The sequence below is a fragment of the Panacagrimonas perspica genome (assembly GCF_004364935.1).
GTDB classification, from domain to species: Bacteria; Pseudomonadota; Gammaproteobacteria; order Nevskiales; family Nevskiaceae; genus Panacagrimonas; species Panacagrimonas perspica.
The window spans coordinates 1-18,232 of record NZ_SOBT01000013.1; the positions used below are offsets into that span (position 1 = coordinate 1).

Annotated in this window: 14 protein-coding genes; 7 read left to right on the plus strand and 7 right to left on the minus strand. The window is 66.3% G+C overall.

Annotated elements, in window-relative coordinates; translation table 11 throughout:
* Positions 1 to 726 (plus strand): YadA family autotransporter adhesin (locus DFR24_RS23275; protein ID WP_211346648.1); only part of this gene is annotated, 726 nt, incomplete at its 5' end.
* Between the two features lie 151 nt (positions 727 to 877).
* Here DFR24_RS23275 and DFR24_RS23280 read toward each other — a convergent pair.
* From DFR24_RS23280 to DFR24_RS23310, 7 genes are all read right to left on the minus strand, one after another.
* Positions 878 to 1,537, minus strand: a complete 660-nt coding sequence (locus DFR24_RS23280; protein ID WP_162851395.1) for a LuxR C-terminal-related transcriptional regulator — start codon at positions 1,535 to 1,537, stop codon at positions 878 to 880.
* A 48-nt stretch (positions 1,538 to 1,585) separates the two neighbouring features.
* Positions 1,586 to 4,573 (minus strand): response regulator, encoded by a 2,988-nt coding sequence (locus tag DFR24_RS23285; RefSeq protein ID WP_162851396.1) that lies wholly within the window; start codon positions 4,571 to 4,573, stop codon positions 1,586 to 1,588.
* A 4-nt stretch (positions 4,574 to 4,577) separates the two neighbouring features.
* A complete protein-coding gene (locus tag DFR24_RS23290; protein WP_133883876.1) occupies positions 4,578 to 5,276 on the minus strand; it encodes an Hpt domain-containing protein in 699 nt (232 codons plus the stop codon).
* A gap of 146 nt (positions 5,277 to 5,422) precedes the next feature.
* The gene (locus tag DFR24_RS23295; protein WP_133883877.1) at positions 5,423 to 5,782 is read right to left on the minus strand and encodes a Rap1a/Tai family immunity protein; all 360 of its coding nucleotides are present in this window, start codon (positions 5,780 to 5,782) and stop codon (positions 5,423 to 5,425) included.
* 49 nt (positions 5,783 to 5,831) lie between these two features.
* Complete coding sequence (locus tag DFR24_RS23300) at positions 5,832 to 7,181, minus strand: sigma 54-interacting transcriptional regulator (protein ID WP_133883878.1); 1,350 nt, start codon at positions 7,179 to 7,181, stop codon at positions 5,832 to 5,834.
* Positions 7,171 to 7,398 carry a hypothetical protein gene (locus DFR24_RS23305; protein ID WP_133883879.1) on the minus strand — a complete coding sequence of 76 codons (228 nt, stop codon included), beginning with the start codon at positions 7,396 to 7,398 and terminating at the stop codon, positions 7,171 to 7,173. Before DFR24_RS23305 ends, DFR24_RS23300 begins: the two co-directional genes overlap by 11 nt.
* 184 nt (positions 7,399 to 7,582) lie before the next feature.
* Complete coding sequence (locus tag DFR24_RS23310) at positions 7,583 to 9,109, minus strand: sensor histidine kinase (protein WP_133883880.1); 1,527 nt, start codon at positions 9,107 to 9,109, stop codon at positions 7,583 to 7,585.
* Between the two features lie 543 nt (positions 9,110 to 9,652).
* Between DFR24_RS23310 and DFR24_RS23315 the strand changes: the two genes are divergently transcribed.
* From DFR24_RS23315 to algG, 6 genes are read left to right on the plus strand one after another with little or no spacing between them, the layout of a single operon-like run.
* Positions 9,653 to 10,963 carry a nucleotide sugar dehydrogenase gene (locus DFR24_RS23315; RefSeq protein WP_133883881.1) on the plus strand — a complete coding sequence of 437 codons (1,311 nt, stop codon included), beginning with the start codon at positions 9,653 to 9,655 and terminating at the stop codon, positions 10,961 to 10,963.
* Positions 10,964 to 10,987: 24 nt separating this feature from the next.
* Complete coding sequence (locus tag DFR24_RS23320; RefSeq protein ID WP_133883882.1) at positions 10,988 to 12,472, plus strand: glycosyltransferase family 2 protein; 1,485 nt, start codon at positions 10,988 to 10,990, stop codon at positions 12,470 to 12,472.
* Positions 12,473 to 12,497: 25 nt separating this feature from the next.
* A complete protein-coding gene (locus DFR24_RS23325; protein WP_133883883.1) occupies positions 12,498 to 13,688 on the plus strand; it encodes a PilZ domain-containing protein in 1,191 nt (396 codons plus the stop codon).
* Positions 13,685 to 15,079, plus strand: a complete 1,395-nt coding sequence (locus DFR24_RS23330; protein ID WP_133883884.1) for a tetratricopeptide repeat protein — start codon at positions 13,685 to 13,687, stop codon at positions 15,077 to 15,079. Before DFR24_RS23325 ends, DFR24_RS23330 begins: the two co-directional genes overlap by 4 nt.
* Complete coding sequence (locus DFR24_RS23335) at positions 15,076 to 16,641, plus strand: alginate export family protein (protein WP_133883885.1); 1,566 nt, start codon at positions 15,076 to 15,078, stop codon at positions 16,639 to 16,641. The genes DFR24_RS23330 and DFR24_RS23335 overlap by 4 nt, the downstream gene beginning before the upstream one ends.
* Positions 16,632 to 18,230, plus strand: coding sequence for a mannuronan 5-epimerase AlgG (gene algG / locus DFR24_RS23340; RefSeq protein ID WP_210772598.1), 1,599 nt, complete (start codon positions 16,632 to 16,634; stop codon positions 18,228 to 18,230). Before DFR24_RS23335 ends, algG begins: the two co-directional genes overlap by 10 nt.
* Positions 18,231 to 18,232: the final 2 nt, after the last annotated feature.

An 18,232-nucleotide genomic window follows, 5' to 3' on the forward strand; every position in this document is an offset into this window, starting at 1 on the left:
GCGTTCTGCGGACGCGGCGCCGCCGCCGGCACCATCGAGTGCGGCGACAACGCCACGGCAGGTCCGCAGGCCGTCAACAGCCTGGCGATCGGCACGAATGCCCAGGCGCAGGCCGCGGGCGGCATCGCGGTGGGTCACAACGCAACGGCGGTGCAGTCCAACTCCGTGGCCATCGGCAGCGGTGCGGTCGCGCAGTCTTCGGTGGCGGTGGGCACCGGTGCGCAGGCGCTGGGCACCAACACCACGGCGCTGGGAGACAACGCCAGCGCGACCGGCGAGTTCGGCGTGGCGGTGGGCAACAACGCGCAGGCGACGGCGGCCAACAGCGTGGCCCTGGGCAATGGATCAGTGGCGGACCAGGCCAACACCGTGTCGGTCGGCTCGGCCACCAACCAGCGTCGCATCACCAACGTCGCGGCCGGCGTGGACGCAACCGACGCCGTCAACATGAGCCAGCTGAGAGACCTGGGCCATTCGGTCGACAAGTTCCGCAAGGATCTGAGCGCGGGAATCGCGTCGGTCTCGGCGATGGCCGCCATCCCCGAGCCCGCACCGGGCACGCGCTTCTCGATCGGCGTGGGCACGGGCTCCTACGACGGAGAGAACGGCTTCGCCATCGGCATGAAGGCGCACTTCAACAACAACTTCAGCCTGACCGGCGCCGTCGGTGGAGGCACCGGTCCAGGGGACACCAGCGCTTCGCTCGGCGCGGGATTCAGCTGGTAGGCCATCCGCGATCACGACCCCGCGGAGGATCACGCGGGATCTGGTCGCAGCGCCGCCCCGGTTTTCGATGACGAACCGGGGCGGCGATTCACGAAGCAACTGTTGGGAGTGTCAGGCGATTCGACCCCGAGCTTCTCGGGGTCGCCTTTTTTCAGCTGCCTTGTACAGGCGCGCCGGACAACAGCCTTTGCGCGAGTACCGCGGCCTGCGTGCGGCTCTGCAGATCCAGCTTGCGCAGCAAGGTGCTGATATGGGTCTTCACGGTGGACTCGCTGATGCCCAGATCGCCGGCGATCTGCTTGTTGAGCCGTCCATCCTTGATGTGCAGCAGGATGCGCAGCTCCTGGGGCGAAAGCTTTTCCAGTCGTTCCTCCACGCTGCTGGCCTGGCCACGTTCGCGATCGGGCGAGGGCTGATGCGGCGGCCACCAGGTGCCGCCCGCGAGCAGGCTGCTGATGATGTCGTGGGTCTGCTCGAGCGGCGTCGACTTGGGCAGGAAGCCCACTGCACCGAGCGCCTGCGCCGAGCGTACCCAGCTTCGTTCCTGGTTCGCGGTGACGAGCGCCACCGGAATCCGCGGATGCTCCTGACGGAGGAACTGCAATGCAGACAGGCCCTCAACGTCCGGCATCATCAGGTCCAGCAGGATCAGCGTCGCATCCGGGTGCACCTTGGCGGCTTCGCGCAGGGCCTTGAGTGAAGCCACTTCGATCACCTGCACGTCCGGCGCCACGCGCTGCACGCCCAGGCGCAGCGCCACGCTCAGCAGCGGGTGATCGTCGGCGACGATGACGGTGCGGGAAGAGGGCAAGGGCGAAGATTCCAGGGGCACGGACGAAAAAGGTTGAACGCGGCGATTCTACTGTCGCACGCGGGTGGCGCCTTGGGTCGCTTCGAGTTGCTCGACCTGTTCGCGATAGGCGGCTGTCGCGATTTGCACGGCTCGTGTCAGCTCGTCGGGCTGCCCCGCGATGCATGCGTCCGCCACCGCTTCACAGGCCGATGCAGTCGATGCGGCGCCAATCAATTCGCAGTGGGCCTTGAGCGCAAGCGCTTCGCCGCGCAAGCGGGGCATGTCATGCGCATCGCAGGCCTGTTGCAGCGACGCCAGTGCCGGCTCGGCGCCGGAGACGATTTCGTCGACCACGTCGGCCGCTCCTTCGCTGCCGATCTGATCGATCAGCCATGTCAGCGCAGACGCTTTTGCAGAACCTTGCTCGGCTCCGGCTTCGAGCAGAGGCTGCGACGCGGTCTCGACCTGCGCCAGCACTTCTTCCAGCTCGCGGCGACGGAAGGGCTTGGCGAGGTGGCGATCCATGCCGGCGTCCAGGCAGGCCTGCCGCTCGTTGTCGAGCACGCTGGCGCTCATCGCGTAGATGCGCGGTTGGCGCAGGCCGGGGAGCTGGCGGATGCGGCGCGTGGCTTCGAGTCCATCCATGACCGGCATCTGCACGTCCATCAGCAGCAGGTCGTAGGGCCGCTGTTGCACGGCCTGCAGCGCGGCCGCACCGTTCTCGGCCAGATCGGCGGAATAGCCGAGCGATTCGAGCATGCGCAGGCCCACCTGCTGGTTGAGCACGTTGTCCTCGACCAGCAGGATGCGCAGCGGCAGTACAGGCGAGGACGCCCGGACGGTCGGCGACAGATGGCCGGCGGCGCCTGCGGCGCCGGCCAGCATGTCCAGCAGCGCATCGAGCAGGCCGGCACGTCGCAACGGCTTGAGGCAGACGCGATCGAAGTCCGGCAGGTCCTGCGCGCGCTGACGCACGCTGCTCAACAGCATCAGCCGCGGCTGGCGCGAACTGTCGAGCTGGCGGATGCGCGCCGCCAGCTCGATGCCGTCGATGTCCGGCATCAGGTAATCCAGGATCGCGAGATCGAAGTGTTCGCCGCGCTGGAGCATCGCCAGGGCCTCCCGCGGCGACGCCGTATCCACCACCTGCATGCCCCACTCGGCGGCGCTGGAGCGCAGGATGCGGCGATTGGTGTCGTTGTCGTCCACCACCAGCAGGCGCTTGCCCTGCAGCGCGCCGCTATCGGCCTGCGGCGGCGCCGTCCAGGCGGGATCGGTGCCGGCGACGAACGTGAACGAGAACACCGAGCCGCGCCCCGGATGGCTTTCCACCGCGACGTCGCCGCCCAGCAGTTGAGCCAGGCGCTTGCAGATCGCAAGGCCCAGGCCGGTGCCGCCGTAACGCCGCGTGGTGGACGCGTCGATCTGGCTGAACGTCTTGAACAGGCGGTCCATGCGGTCGGGCGCGATGCCGATGCCGGAGTCGCGCACGGCGATCCGCAGGCGATGCTGATGGGGACCGAGCGCGGTGGAGGAAACCTCGACCGACACATCGCCGCTGTCGGTGAACTTCACGGCGTTGGAGAGGTAGTTGACCAGGATTTGGCGTACCCGGGCGGGGTCGCTGTGCAACATCTCGGGCGTGCCGGGTGCGAAGTCGCAGGCCAGGTCCAGGCGCTTGCGCGCGGCATTGACCGCCACCCATTCGAGCGCTTCCTCGACGGTGCGACGCAGATCGAAAACCTGTTCGTCCAGTTCCAGCAGCCCGGCTTCGACCTTGCTGAAGTCGAGAATGTCGTTGATCACGCTGAGCAGGTGATCGCCGCTCTGCGTGATGGTGTCCAGGCCGCGCCGCTGGTCCGCATCCAGGCTCGTGTCGCCCAGCAATTCCGCGGTGCCGAGAATCGCGTTGAGCGGCGTGCGGATCTCGTGACTCATGTTGGCCAGGAAATCGCTCTTCGCCTGATTGGCGGATTCGATCGCGTTCTGTGCCTTTGCCAGCACGGCCGCCTGCTGACGCCAGCGCGCGCCCGCCTGGGCGATCACCAGCAGCAGCAAGCTGGCAAGCACGCCGCCCAGCGCTACGAGCCAGGGCGCCACCCGGTCGGCGATGCTCGCGAACTGCGGCGGCGCGACGGCGTGCAGCGTCCACTGACGGCCGGGCAGGCTGATCGTCGAGTAGCTTTCGAATGGGCCTCGTGCTGATTCGGGCAAAGGCTTCGGCTCGCCATCGGCGGCCTGGCCCGCGGTGGAATAGAGCAGGCGCTCCGGCGTCAGGTCGTGGCTGTCGTAGAGCGCAAATTTCAGCTCGCTCGGCGCCTGGTTCATCAGTCCGCGCATGAAGTATTCCGCGACGAACGTCGCGGTCAGCCAGCCCAGCAGCTTCTCCTCGCGACGCACCGCCAGAAAGCCGATGAAACCCACCTGGGTGCCAACAGCCTGCAACAAGCGCAGGCGCGGTGTCAGCACCGCGTCGTTGCTGGCGGCGGCCGCCTCCAGCATCGCCTTGCGTCCCGCGTCCTGCATCATGTCGATGCCGATGGCACGCGCATTCGATACCGTCAGCGGCTCGGTATAGAACACCGGCGCATGCAGTTGGGATTTGACCGGAACGATCGGCGGCGGCGGCGCACGCAAATGGAATTCGCGCAGCAGTGCCGGATCGGACAGGCCTGGCGGCAGGGGCTCGCTCCGCGCGCGTGCGATGAAATCCGCAAGCGCTTCGTCGCTCACCGCCGGAGCAAAGGTCAGCCCGCGAAAGCCCGGGTACAAGCGCTCCAGTTGCAGCGACTCGACGTAGCGGCGCCAGTCCCCGCGGGTGACTTCGTCGGAGGCGGCGAACAGGCCCAGCCCGCCGCGCAGCACCTGCACGTAGGCGGCCAGGCGCCGTTCGATGGCCGACTCGATGCGTCGCACTTCGGCGTCGAACCGCGCTTGCTGATGCTGCGCAATCAATGCGTGCGACTGCCACGCGCCGACGAGGCTGGCCGCCAGTACCGCGAACGCCAGCACCCAGGTCGACGCCGACACGCGCGTGGAAATCGATGCCCTCATCGGATCAGATGCGCCGGAGTTCATCGTCCAGTCGTTCGATCAATGCGGAATACCGGGCCAGTGCCTGCGCGCCGAGTTCGGCGGCTTCCGTAGATCCTTCGAGGGCAGCGTGTTCGGCGCTCGCGAGGAGCCGCGCGAGATCTTCGGCGCCCAATTGAAGGCTGGCGCCGCGCAGGCTGTGCGCAATGCGCTTGAGGCCGGGGAAGTCATGCGACTGTATGGCCTGTGCCTGTCGCGCCCGCGTCGTCGGCAGGTCGTTTCGCAGCGCACCCAGCAGTTCCGCGACGCCTGTGGGTCCGAACAGCCTCAGCAGTTCGGACCAGGTCGCGCCCGAGAAATCGTCCGGCGGAGCATCACCGGGAAGGCGCCGGCGCTGAAGGGCAGCGGATAGCGGCTCGAGACTCAGCGGCGTGCCCAGCACGTCGTCGTATCGGTTCTTCGGAATGCCCTGCAGGTCAGAGGGCGCCGCACGGATCGTGATGATCCACGGCAGCGTCGTCGCCGACGCGTCGTCGCGCGGCAGCAGCCTGGAATCGACGAGCCACACATCGGCAGGGAATTCCGGCATCGCGGCGATCGCTGCGTCCCAGCCCTGCACCCGATGCGGTGCTGGATGGCCCAGTCTCTGGATCAGTCTTGCGGCGAGCACCGCCTGAACCGGGTCGGTGGTGGCCAGCAGTATTCGGAGCGGCGCTGCGTTCACGCGTTTGACGGATCCGCGAAAGGACCCTGATTCTGCACGTCTCACCCGCGCAGCGGCACCCCCGGCGGATCCGTCCGCAGGGAAGTCCGGTTATTTTCCACCGCCGCGCGCCGATTGATCGCGACGCACGCGCGACGAAGCGCTCGCTACTTCTTGCAGGGATAAGCGGCCATCAGGGACTGCAGCGCGATGCTCGACGCGGTCTTGGGCATCGTCTCGGGATGCGCCCGAAGGTAGGCGAGGATCACGTCGTTGAGCTTGCCGAGCGACGAATCGGGGGGCGAGCAGTAGGTCACGCCATCGAGCGCCGAGTCGGCCACGCCGGCGACGAAGCCGCGACCGAACTGCGCTTCCCGCTCGTCCTGCGGATTGGCGGCACCGGACTTGAGCCGGTCGGCCGCTTCGAGCGAGTCCTTGAGCATCTGGCCGGTGATGAAATAAGCCTGGACGGGCGCCATCAGAGCCAGACCTGCAACCACCAGCGCCGCCTTGATTCCCTTTTTCATGTGTCGCACTCCTGAGCCGAACGATCCCGCCGCGATGCATCGGTGCGGGTCACGAATTCTGATCGCCTTGCGCCCCGATGCGGTAGCGCCGCATCAGCTTGTAGAAGTCGGTGCGGTTGCGGCCCGCGATGCGAGCCGCGCGACTGACATTCCCCTCAGCGAGCCGCAGCGTCTGCCGCAGGTAGTTCTGTACGAACTCGTCGCGCGCGTTGTCCAGCGAGGGCATAGAGGATTCGTGTTCACCCAGCGCCCGGCGCACCAGCAGGCTGCTGATCACCCGGCCCGGCGACAGCGCCACGGTCTGCTCGACGACGTTGAACAACTGCCGCACGTTGCCGGGCCACGCGAACGTCAGAAGCTGCTCCATCGCCTCGGGCGAAAAAACGCGCCGCGGCACGCCGCATTCGGCCAGCTGCGTCAGGCGATGCGCGACCAGCAGCGGGATGTCCTCGCGTCGCTCCACCAGCGCCGGCAGGCGCAGCTGCACGACGTTGAGCCGGTAGAACAGATCCTCGCGGAAGCTGCCTTCGGCGATCATTGCCGGCAGGTCGCGATGCGTGGCGGACACCACGCGAACGTCGATCGGAACGGAGCGCAATTCGCCGACCGGGCGCACCTCGCGCTCCTGGAGCACGCGCAGCAGCTTGGACTGCAGGCGCTCGGGCATGTCGCCGATCTCGTCGAGGAACACCGTGCCGCCCTCGGCCGACCGGAACAGACCCGGGTGATCGTAATTGGCGCCGGTGAACGCACCACGACGATGGCCGAAGAGTTCCGACTCCAGGAGTTCGGGCGGCACCGCTGCGCAGTTGATCGCCACCAGCGGCCGGCCGCAGCGGCCGCTGGCCTTGTGCACGGCGCCGGCGAGCAGCTCCTTGCCGCTGCCGCTGGGGCCGCAGATCAGCACGGCCGAGTCGTGACGCGCGATGCGGCGCGCGTCGTGCAGCACGGCGCGCACCAGCGGACTGTGCGTGACGATGCCGTCCATGTCCTGGCCGTCGACCTCGTATTCGCGCGACTGGCGGACGTGGGCTTCGACGCAGGTCAGGAGTTCCGCGCCGACGGGCTTGGTCAGGAAGTCGACGGCGCCGGCCTGCGTGGCGCGCACCGCGTCGGGGATCTCGCCGTGGGCCGTCAGGATGGCGACGGGAATGCCGGGCGTTCGTTTCTGGATCGCCTCCAGCAGCTCGATGCCGCCGATACCCGGCATGCGCAGGTCGGTGATGACCATGTGGGGCTCGGCGTCCGGAAGCTTTTCGCAGGCCTCTTCTCCGCAGGATGCTGCCGTGACTTCGTAGCCAGCCGACTCCAGCCGCAGCGTCAGCACGCGGCGAAGGTTGTCGTCGTCGTCGACGACGAGGATGCGGCCCCGGGTGCTGGGCGCGATATCAGCGTCCATTTCCCATCTCTCTTTCGATCTGGATGATGCGGTTGAGTTGCGAACGAAGCTCGGTCGCCTCGGACTGACACGAGCGGTTCCGCTCCAGTTCCACGAGGCGGATCCGCACCAGGATCGCCTCGTCATCGCGCAATCCGCGGCGCTGCAGATTGCGCAATGCATCCTGCGACGCCTCGGGCGTTTCCGTTTCGGTGCTGCCGGGCAGGCTGCGCAGCATCGCGACCTTCCACGCCGACTTGCCCTGGCGCGCGCTGCGGAGCATCGACTCCCGAGCGGCGGGCGAGGCGTCGACCGCACGGCCCCACCAGACCAGCGCCCCACTGGCGTCCGATGCCGAGGCTCCGCCCGATTCGCCGGGCACCCACTGCAGGTGAGAGCACCCGCTCGAAAGAAAGGCCGCGCTAATGAGCATCGGTCTCAGGGCACGGCCAGTCCAGGACGAAGCGCGCTCCAGGCTGGGCTTCCTGCACTTCAAGTTTTCCTCCATGTGCGATTACCGTTTCATTGACGATGGACAACCCGATTCCGGTCCCCCGCATTCCTGCCTCTTCCGGCTCGGAACCACGAACAAACGGCTGAAGAATTCTTTCGCGCTCGCCGATGGGAACGCCCCGGCCCCGATCGCGCACCGACAACACGCAGCGACCGTGCCGACAATCGACCAGCACGTCGATGGTGCTTCCCCGGGGCGCGTGCTTGACTGCATTGCTCAGCAGATTTCCGAGCGATACCCGCAGGCTCCAGCGATGCCCGTACAGATGCGGCGCGTTCAGGTCCAGATGGGTGTCGAGGCTGCGCTTGGCCAGCGTGAGCCGCTGCGAGGCAAGAACTTCCTCCACCAGGATGCGCGAATCGATCCAGCCCATCTCGACGTCGCGCTGCCCGCGTCGCCACTCGGCATACGTCAACAGGTTGCGGATCTGTGCATCGAGATCGATCGCCGACTCGGCCAGGATCTGCGCCACTTCGGATTGACGCGAGTTGAGCGTGCCGAACGAACGTTCCAGCAGCAGGTCCGTCCCTTCGCGCAGGCTGGCCAGCGGTGTCTTCAGCTCATGGGACACATGGCGAAGGAAGCGATCCTTGTCAGCCTCCAGATCACGCAGCCTTCGGCGCAGCCATTCGAGCTTTTCGCCGACGCGCGCCAGCTCGCGCGGATATTCGATGGATATCGGCGACTCGTAGTTCGCCGTGCCCAGCGCGGTGATCGCGGCGCGCATGTTCTGCAGCGGTCTGGCGATGACGCGGGACAAACCCAGCGTCAGCGCGATCGTGAGCAGCGCCACGATGATCACCGAAAGTGCGAGGACATTGCGCACCAGCACCGAGCGATCGTTGAGCTGGCGAACCTGCCCGTAAATGTCGACCCGGCCCTCGTCGATGACCCGCTCGGCCTTCTCGGCGAGCGCGCGGATTTCGCCCACGCGCTGCACGCCGTCCGCGGAGCCGAGTCCGCGTTCGATCTTGTCGAGCCCGGCGGTGACGGCACGCGAGTGGTCCTGCACTCCCTGCGGCAGATCGTCGGCGGAGAATCGCGTCGTGGCCTCGCGCGTGCTTCGCAGACGCTGTCTGATGATATCGAGCAGGGCAGGGTCCTGGAGCGCGTAGTGCTGCAACGCGACGCGCTCGAGATCTTCGAGTTCGGTGCGCAGCGTAGCGCCGTACACCTCGATCTTCTGACCTTCTCCCACCAGTTGTTCGCCGCGCAGCAGCAGGCGATCGAGCGCGAAGCCCATGACGACCAGCATCGCCACCAGCGGTGCCATCGCCAGCACCTTGCTGGTGGCGACGAGGCCGACCATCGTCTTCGGCAACAGATGACGCACCACGAGCTGGCGCAGCGCGACGCGAAAGGCAGCGAATCTTCCTCGCGGTGCTTCGGTCACCTGCACCGCATCGGATGAAGCCGTCTCTGCCGTCATCGTCATCAGGATCCTGCGCTCCGATGTCGGGGTGATGGCGTTTTGCGTGGTCACGCGTGCGCAAAGCCGGAAAGCATTGCAAATGTCCCGCACGATCCGAAGCGGTTCTCGCAGCGATTCTCGACCGCTGTCGCCTGATAGAGACAAACCGGGCCGCGTCGAACGCGATCCACGCGAAAGTGCGGGACATGCCGATCGGCAATCCCGCTGCCCTTCCACGTCGCGTCGGCAGTCTCGACGCGCAATGCGCGATGGGCCCGCGCAAACCTCAGAGGTGTCTGACGCCGATTGGCGACAGGAACAGATTTCCTCGAATCAATCACTTGAACACGTCCCGACAAGGATCTGTCTCTGATCGCAGACAGTTTTGCCGTCTGCACTCACTGCAATGTGGTCGCCGACGCCTGACCAGCAGATTAATTACGCGAAAACCAAGGGGTTTTTCGACATTGGCACCGCCGTTGCCATGTGTGGTGGCGAAGGGAGGACGCAGGCCTGCACGAATACGGGCAGCCGGCGCACCCACGATCCACATCAGCGAGGGAACACATGCGCATCAGCATTTTTGGTCTGGGCTACGTCGGTGCGGTCTGCGCCGGCTGTCTGTCGGATGCAGGTCACGAGGTCATCGGCGTGGACGTATCCGCCATCAAGGTGGATCTGACCAATCGCGGCAAAGCGCCGGTCGTCGAGCCGGGTCTCGAGGCCATTCTCGAAAAGCAGGTCGCGCTGGGTCGTCTGCGCGCCACGTCGGACACCGAAGACGCCGTCCGCAGTTCGGATCTGACGATGATCTGCGTGGGCACACCGAGCCGCAAGAACGGCTCGCTCGATCTTCGCTACATCAAGAAAGTCTGCAAGGGCATCGGCGCGGCGCTGGCGAAGAAGGCGACGTACCACACGGTCGTCGTGCGCAGCACGGTGCTGCCCGGCACCGTTCGCAAGCACGTGATTCCCCTGCTCGAGGAAGCATCGGGCAAGCGCGCGGGCGAAGACTTCGGTGTGGCGATCAATCCCGAGTTCCTGCGCGAGAGCACCGCCATCAAGGATTATCTCGAGCCGCCGATGACGGTCATCGGCGAGTTCGACGAGCGCTCCGGTGAAGCCCTGGCGTCGTTGTATGCACCGCTCGCCGCGCCGCTGATCCGTCGCTCGATCGAGATCGCGGAGATGGTGAAGTACTCGTGCAACGCGTGGCATGCCGTGAAGGTGACGTTCGCCAACGAGATCGGCGCCATCGCCAAGTCTGCGGGCGTCGACGGTCGCGCCGTCATGGAGATCGTCTGCGCCGACACCAAGCTCAACATCTCGCCCTACTACATGAAGCCGGGCTTCGCGTTCGGCGGCTCCTGCCTGCCCAAGGATCTGCGCGCACTGGTGTATCGCGCCAATCAGCTCGACGCCAACGCGCCGATGCTCAGCTCCGTCCTGCGCAGCAACAAGGAGCAGGTCGAGAAGGCCGTGGAACTGATCGCCGCGTTCGGCAAGCGCCGCATCGGCCTGCTGGGACTGAGCTTCAAGGCCGAGACCGATGACCTGCGCGAGAGCCCGCTGGTGGAACTGGCCGAGACGCTGATCGGCAAGGGCTACGAGCTGAGCATCTTCGATCGCAACGTCGACTACGCCCGCGTGCACGGCGCCAACCGCGATTACATCAACCAGAAGATCCCGCACGTCTCCTCGTTGCTGAACTCCGATCTCGACGCCGTCATCGAGCATGCCGAAGTGATGATCGTGGGCAACCGCGACTCGCAGTTCGCCAAGGCGCTCGCCAACGTCAACGGCAGCCGTCCCACGCTCGATCTCGTCGGCTTCATGAGCGGGGTGTCGCACGGCCACACCCAGGGCATCTGCTGGTAAGGCCGGACAAGGACTCCAGATCCCATGGGCAAAGCGTTCAGTGCCGTCGCGACCTGGTCGGGCTGGCTGTTCTTCCTGGCCGCGCTGGCGACGCTGGCGGTGCTGCTGCCGGACAGTGCCTTCGACAAACGCAACGCCCACTACTGGGTCGCGCTGGGATCGATCGGGCTGTGGCGCTACACGCTCGGTGCGATTCATTTCGTGCGGGCGATGATCTTCCTGCATTACCGCTTCCCGAAGATCCGTCGTCAGACCGCGGAGCTGCAGGCCCGCGGTCTGCCGTCGGCGCCGGTGTATCTGATGGTCACGAGCTTTCGCATCGATACGACGACCTCCGCGGCGGTGTATCGCTCCGTGATCCAGGAAGCGATGGCCTGGACGGGCAAGGCGACCATCGTGGCCTCGATCGTCGAGATGGCCGACGAGCAGATGATCAAGATGCTGTGGGATCGCCACGCGCCGCCCGAGAACGTCCGTCTGCTGATCGTGCGCATTCCGGGAACGGGCAAGCGCGACGCCCTGGCCCAGGGCTTCCGCGCGATCTCGCGCGACATGCCCGAGGACGACGCGCTGGTGGCGGTCATCGACGGCGACACCGTGCTGGATCCGGGTGTGCTGTCCAAGACGGCGCCGTACTTCCGCACGCGTCCGAACATGGGTGCGCTGACCACCAACGAGTACTGCAACGTCCAGGGAAGCTACCTGATGCAGGAGTGGCACCGCCTGCGTTTCGCGCAGCGCAATCTCAACATGTGCTCGATGGCGCTGTCGCATCGTGTGCTGACGCTGACCGGTCGCATGTCGATGTTCCGCGCCAGCATCGTCACCAGCCCGGAGTTCATCCGCGATGTCGAGTTCGATCATCTCGACCACTGGCGCCTCGGCCGCTTCCGCTTCCTGACCGGCGACGACAAGTCGAGCTGGTACAGCCTGATGCGCCTGGGCTGGGATACCTGGTACGTGCCGGACGCGTCGATCACGACCGTTGAGCATCCGCCCGACAAGAACTTCGTCCGGGCCAGCCGCAAGCTGATGTTCCGCTGGTATGGAAATTCGCTGCGCCAGAACCAGCGCGCGACGCGACTGGGCTGGAAGCGTCTCGGTGGATTCACGTGGTACGTGCTGCTCGATCAGCGGATCTCGATGTGGACGAGCCTGCTCGGCATCTCGGTGGCGCTCTGGGGTTCGCTGCTCTATGGCCCGGCCATGCTGATGGGCTACCTGCTGTGGATCGGCTGCTCGCGCTTCGTGCTCACGCTGCTGCTTGCGTTCTCCGGCCACCACATCGGTCCATCGTTCCCGACGCTTCTCTACTACAACCAGATCGTCGGCTCGCTGACGAAGATCAAGGTTTCGTTCCACCTCGACCAGCAGTCGTGGACGCGCCAGGACACCCGCCTGCGACGCGATCTCGAGCCCTGGCAGGCGCGCTTCAACCGTTGGTCTTCTCCCGCACTGCTGGCGTCCAGCGCCTGCATCTTCGCGGCCGTTGTCGTGAGCGTGATCTGACCCGATTCGATCCGAGGAATTAGCAATGAACAGTCGTACCGTCACCGCTGCGAACCTGGTCCATGAATCCGAAACGCAGCGGCAGCACGTCCGCGCCAAGGTCCCCGGCCTGCTCGAAGTCGCGCTGCCCGGAGGCGTCAGGAACTTCCGCCTCTGCGATCTATCGGGAGGAGGTCTGGCCTTCGAGCCCAAAGGACACCCGTTCCAGGTGGGCGACCATCACGCGGGCCGCATCCATCTCAAGCTGGAGACCATCAGCGTCACGGTCCCGGTGCGTTTCGACGTGCGCTCGGTGAATGCCGCCGATGGCCGCGTCGGCGTGCGGTTCGAGCAACTCGATCCCACGGCGATGTCCACGCTGCGCCGCGTGATCGCAGGCTTCCTCGGCGGCGAACTGATTGGCGCCGGCGAGTTGATGCACACGCTGTCGCGCAACAATTTCACGCAGCCGCGCAGCCCCAAGGAAGCCGTCCAGCACCGCGGCTTCGCCTCGAAGGCCCGGGCCTTCGCTCAGACCTCGCTGATCCTGGTGATCGGCGCAGGCGCTCTGCTTTACACCGGTCATCGCGTGACCGAGAAGCTGTTCGGCGCCAACTCCTCGGCGGCCCGCGTCAGCGGTCCGCGCTTCCAGGTGGAGATGCCGCGTGACGGCGTCTTCCGCAGCCTGGTCCCGGAAGACGGCATCGTGAAGAAAGGCAGTCCGATCGGCTCGTTCGAGACCTCGATGTTCGGCCTGGTGAACATGCAGGCGCTGGAAGCGCAGCTCACGCCCGAGGAAGTCGCCCAGCTGCTCGGACGCGAGATCAAGGGCACCGTGACCAGCCCCTGCGACTGCCGCGTCACCGCCACGTACGCGGCGGACGGACAGTTCGTCGGCAAGGGTCAGCAGATCGCCGACCTCGCGCCGCTCGAATTCGAACCCTACGTCGTCGCCCGCTTCGGCTTCCGCGAAGCCGAGCAGCTGTTGCCCGGCACGCCGGTCAAGTTGCGCATCAACGGCGATCCGCTGGCGCGCACCGGTCACGTGACGCAGCTGCGCCACGACGGCGATCCCGATGCCCTGAGCCAGGACGTCGTCGTGATGATCAAGCCCGAAGAGCCGTTGTCGATGGACCTGATGAGCCGTCCGGCCGAAGTCAGCGCTGCCGGAAATTCCTGGCTGTCCGCGGAGGGCCTCACCCCTTTTTCTTCGGCCCGCGCTGAGGCCAAGCCTTGAAATCGGCGCTGCCCGCGTTCGCCCTGGCGGGATGCGCTGCGCTGGCCGCGACGTCGGCGTGGGCGCTGCCGGATCTGGCGCGCGGTCGCGCGGCGGCGGACCGGGGTGACGTCACGGCGGCCGAGGCGGATCTGGTTCCGCTGGCCGAACGCGGGTACCTCGAAGCGCAGACGCGGCTTGCGCGACTGTACGGATCGCAGGACACGCCGGAGAGCATCTCCAAGTCCGTCGAGTGGGCGCGCCTTGCGTCCGAGCAGGATCCGGCGATGCGTACCGTGCTCGCGCGCGGCCTGATGCGCATGGGCCCGGCGGGCGATCCCGCCGAGATCGACCAGCTGCTGCAGGAACTGGTCTCCGACAACGACACTGCGGCGCGACCGCTGCAGCTGCGGCTTTATCGGGAACTGCCGCAGCTCGCCGACCGGCAGAAGGTCGCGGTGCTGGCGCAGACCGTCGCGGCGAGTCCGATCGTCGAGGAGCGCGCCGAGGCCATCGCCTGGTATCGCGCCAACCGCGAAGCCGATCCGGGCTACGAGAACGCACTGGTCACGATGTGCGAGAAGGATCGCAAGCAGGTCGAGGAATGCTACGCGGATCTGTCGCGCTACTTCCGCAAGACCAATGACGCCGAAGGCCAGAAGCGCCTGCGCAAGGAACTGGTCGAGCGATTCGAGGGCGGGAAGGTCTCGGACGTCGCGATCGAGCGCGTGGCTCGAAACCTCTCCGCCGACGATCAGGGAGGCAAGGCAGACGTGCCCGCCGCGTACGCCCTGTTCATGAAGATCAAGAATCCGTCTCCGACCGTCACCGCACGCAAGGCCCGACTGCTGATCCAGCAGCCCGCCCTCGATCCGGGTGCGAAGCCCGAGGAGATGCTGAGGGATGCGTACGCCAAGGGCTCGCTCGAGGCGGCGCTGCAGCTCGGTCGCATGTACATGGACGAGGTGAATCCTTCTGCCGACGCCACGGAAGCAGCGCGCCTGCTCAACGAGGCGCTTCCGGCATTCCCGTCGGCCCACGTCTGGATCGGACGCCTGTACGAGCGCGGCTATTACGGACTGCCCGAACCGAAGAAAGCGCTCGAGCATTACCTGGCGGCAGCACGAGTGGGCAATCCGAACGCGGATTACGCACTGGCACGCATGTACACCGTCAATCGCGGCGTCAAGGTCGACCCGGTGCTCGCGTACAGCTTCGCGAGCATCGCCGAAAGCGCCGGGCATGTCGGCGCAGCGGAAATCACGACGCAGCTGAGATCGACGATGACGCCGCAGCAGTTGGCGCGTGCCCAGCAGATCGCCCACGCAGAAACAGCCGCGCGCCAGGCTGCGCTGGCACTGCCGCAAACCGACGCGGCGCGTGTGGCCGCTGTAGGGGAGAAGAATCCATGAAGAACAACAAGAAGAAGCTCGCCGTATTCGCTGCCGCGATGTTCGCGGCGCCCGCTGCGGTTCCGGCCGATCCGGCGCTCGTGGCGCCGGGAGATCCCGTCGCGCCCGCCGAACCGGCGCCCATCGAATCGACCGGGGCCGAGCCTGCGCCCGTCGACGCGGTGGTGTCCGAATCCGTCGCCGATCCCGCGCCCGCCGATCCGCTGCCAGCCGGCACGGTGCCTGCCGGCTGGCAGACCGAGCTGCGCGTGGGAACCGGCCTGTTCGCGGAAGGCGAGCGCGATCTTGGACTGGGCCTCGCCGAAGAGACGACCGAAGGCTTCGCCGACGTGCAAGGCACGGTGTACTGGAATTCCGGTGAAAACTGGGCGGCGCTGACCCGCGCCCAGGTGTTCGCGCCCACCGGCGAACTGGTGGTCACCGACGAAGATCAGCCGCGCGACAGCAAGTCGTTCGCGCGTCTTCGCGAGGCCTGGGTCGAGTATCGCGGCCTGACGAGCTATCCGGGTGAGTCGATGCGCGTGGGCCTGCAGCGGCTGCGCGACCCGGACGGACAGTGGTTCGACCAGAACATCGAAGCGGTCCGCTGGATGTTCGACACCACGCTGTTGCAAGCGGACGTCGGCGCGGCCGAGTCCTTCATCACCTGGCGTTCCGACGGTTCCGATCCGCGATCGAATGTTCGCGATCGCACCTATGTCTTCGGACGGCTGGGCACGCAGTGGACGCAGAGCCAGTTCGTCGGCGCCCGTGCGATCCACGCCTTCGATCACGCGGATCCCGAAGAGGAAGTGCTGTCGGAGGAACGTGATCCGAAGCTGGCCGACCGCAATCTCACGTGGATCGACGTCTACGCGCACAACGGCTACTACGATTCGAACGGCAAGCCCGGCATCTCGTACTGGGCGGATTTCAGCGCGCTCGTCGGTGATCGCAAGGACTACACGCCGTCCACCGATCCACTGACGCCGGCGTCCACCGAGAAGACCGACGTGCGCGCCTGGGCCACGGACCTGGGCCTGCGCTGGCGGCTGCCGACGACGTTCCCGCTGCAGATCGGCGGCAACTACGCGTTCGGCTCGGGCAGCGAGGACGGTGACACCGAGCACCGCTACGAGCAGACCGGCCTGCACAGCAACCAGTCGCGCTTCACCGGCACGCGCAGCCAGGTCTATCGCTACAACGGTGCGCTGCAGGCCGAACTGACCAATCTGCACGTGGGCACCGTGTACCTGTCGATCCCGCACGATCGCTGGGATGCGAGCCTGATCTACAGCAAGTTCGCGCGTCAGCACGCCAATGATCCGATCGTCGCCGATGGCCTGAGCATTCAGCCCGAGCCCGGCCGCAAGGCGCTCGGCGACGGCGTCGATCTGGCGCTGGCGTACTACTTCGCCAATCCGGTGGGTCGCGGGCGCAGCACCGTCACCGCCACGCAGGAAGACGACAACTTGCGCTCGAACATCCGCCTGCGCGCGTCCGCGTTCGATCCGGATGCGGCGTTCCCCGATGGCGCGGATCCGAAGTACCTGGTGCGGCTGGAGCTCACGCTGTGGTTCTGAGCCGAAGCCTGCCGCTCGCGCTGCGCCGCGTGCTGGTGCTCTTCCTGCTGCCGGCGAGCATGGCCCTGGCAACCGCAGCCAAGCCCAAGCCCTCCGACGACGGCATCGACGATGAGGCGGGCCTCAAGGCGCCGCCGCAGGTGGGCAAGTACATCGTGCGCGAGGCGTCGCTCGAAGGGCTCGCCGTTCCGACACCGAAGCTCCCGGACCTGGCGCCGTTCACCGCCGAGGCGGTCAACGCCAAGATCAAGACCAAGCCTGCCGGGCACATCCGTTACGAGCGTCTGGTCGAGGCGGTGGAACTGACGGAGTTCACGGGCAGCGACGGACGCATCGTCGAGTGGGCAGCGCGCCAGCCCTCCAATCCTCGCGCGATCGTCATCGATGGCGGCTACATGACGCCGCACGATCTGGCCAAGGCGCTGCCCAAGGAGCACTTCGAGGAGACCTCGGAAGGCGTCTTCGTGCTGCGTATGCCGCTGATCGTCGCGCACGGTGCAACGCTGCACATCGACAGCAAGACGCGCGAGTTCCGGATGTCCGAGGAGCGCGGCGCGTTCCTCGTCAACGACGGCAAGCTCTTCATCACGCAGAGCGCGTTGCTGGCCTGGCGCGAAAAGGCCAACGGCCCGGCGACGTTCCGCGACGCGGCGCAGTTCCGGCCGTTCCTGCTTTCCTGGGGCGGCACCGAGACCTACATCGTCGGCAGCAAGGTCAATCATCTGGGTTATGCGAAGAGCAAGTCCTACGGCATCTCGATTTCGCAATACAGCCCGTCGATTGCGGATCGCATGAAGCGCTCGCATCCGACTGGATGGCTCATCGACTCGGAGTTCCACGACAACTGGTACGGCTTCTACTGCTACGAGGCCGATGATGTCGTCATCGCACGCAACGTCTACCGCGAGAACATCCTGTACGGCATCGATCCGCATGATCGGTCGCGACGCCTGATCATCGCGGAGAACGACGCGTACGGAACCAGGAAGAAGCACGGCATCATCGTGTCGCGCGAGGTCAACGACAGCTGGATCTTCCGCAACCGCAGCCACGCCAACGCGCTGTCCGGCATCGTGCTCGACCGCTCGAGCGTCAACAACATCGTGGCCGACAACACCACGTTCGGAAACGAGTCGGACGGCATCACGATCTACGAGAGCAGCGACAACCTGCTGCTGAACAACCACAGCGTCGGCAACAAACGCCACGGCATCCGTGTGCGCAACAGCATGCGCCTGCGCCTGTACAACAACCGCTGCATCGGCAACGGATCCAACGGCGTCTACGGTCACATCAAGGATCTGACGGGAACCGATCGCGATCTTGCGCTCGACCCGTTCCAGCAGAACGTCTCGCTGGTCGTCGTCGGCGGACAGCTGACGCACAACCGCAGCGGTCCGGTGGCCATCGACAGCCCGCTGAGCCTGGAGCTCTACGACGTCAACCTGCTGGCGCCGACCAAATCGGTCGGCTTGAAGATGGTCGGCATCCTGGGCGAGCTGCAGGCCGAAGTACTGGATCTGCTCGTGCGCAAGCGTGTGCCCGTCGTCATCGAACCGGCCACCGGCGCCGGTCGTGAAGGAACCTGAGG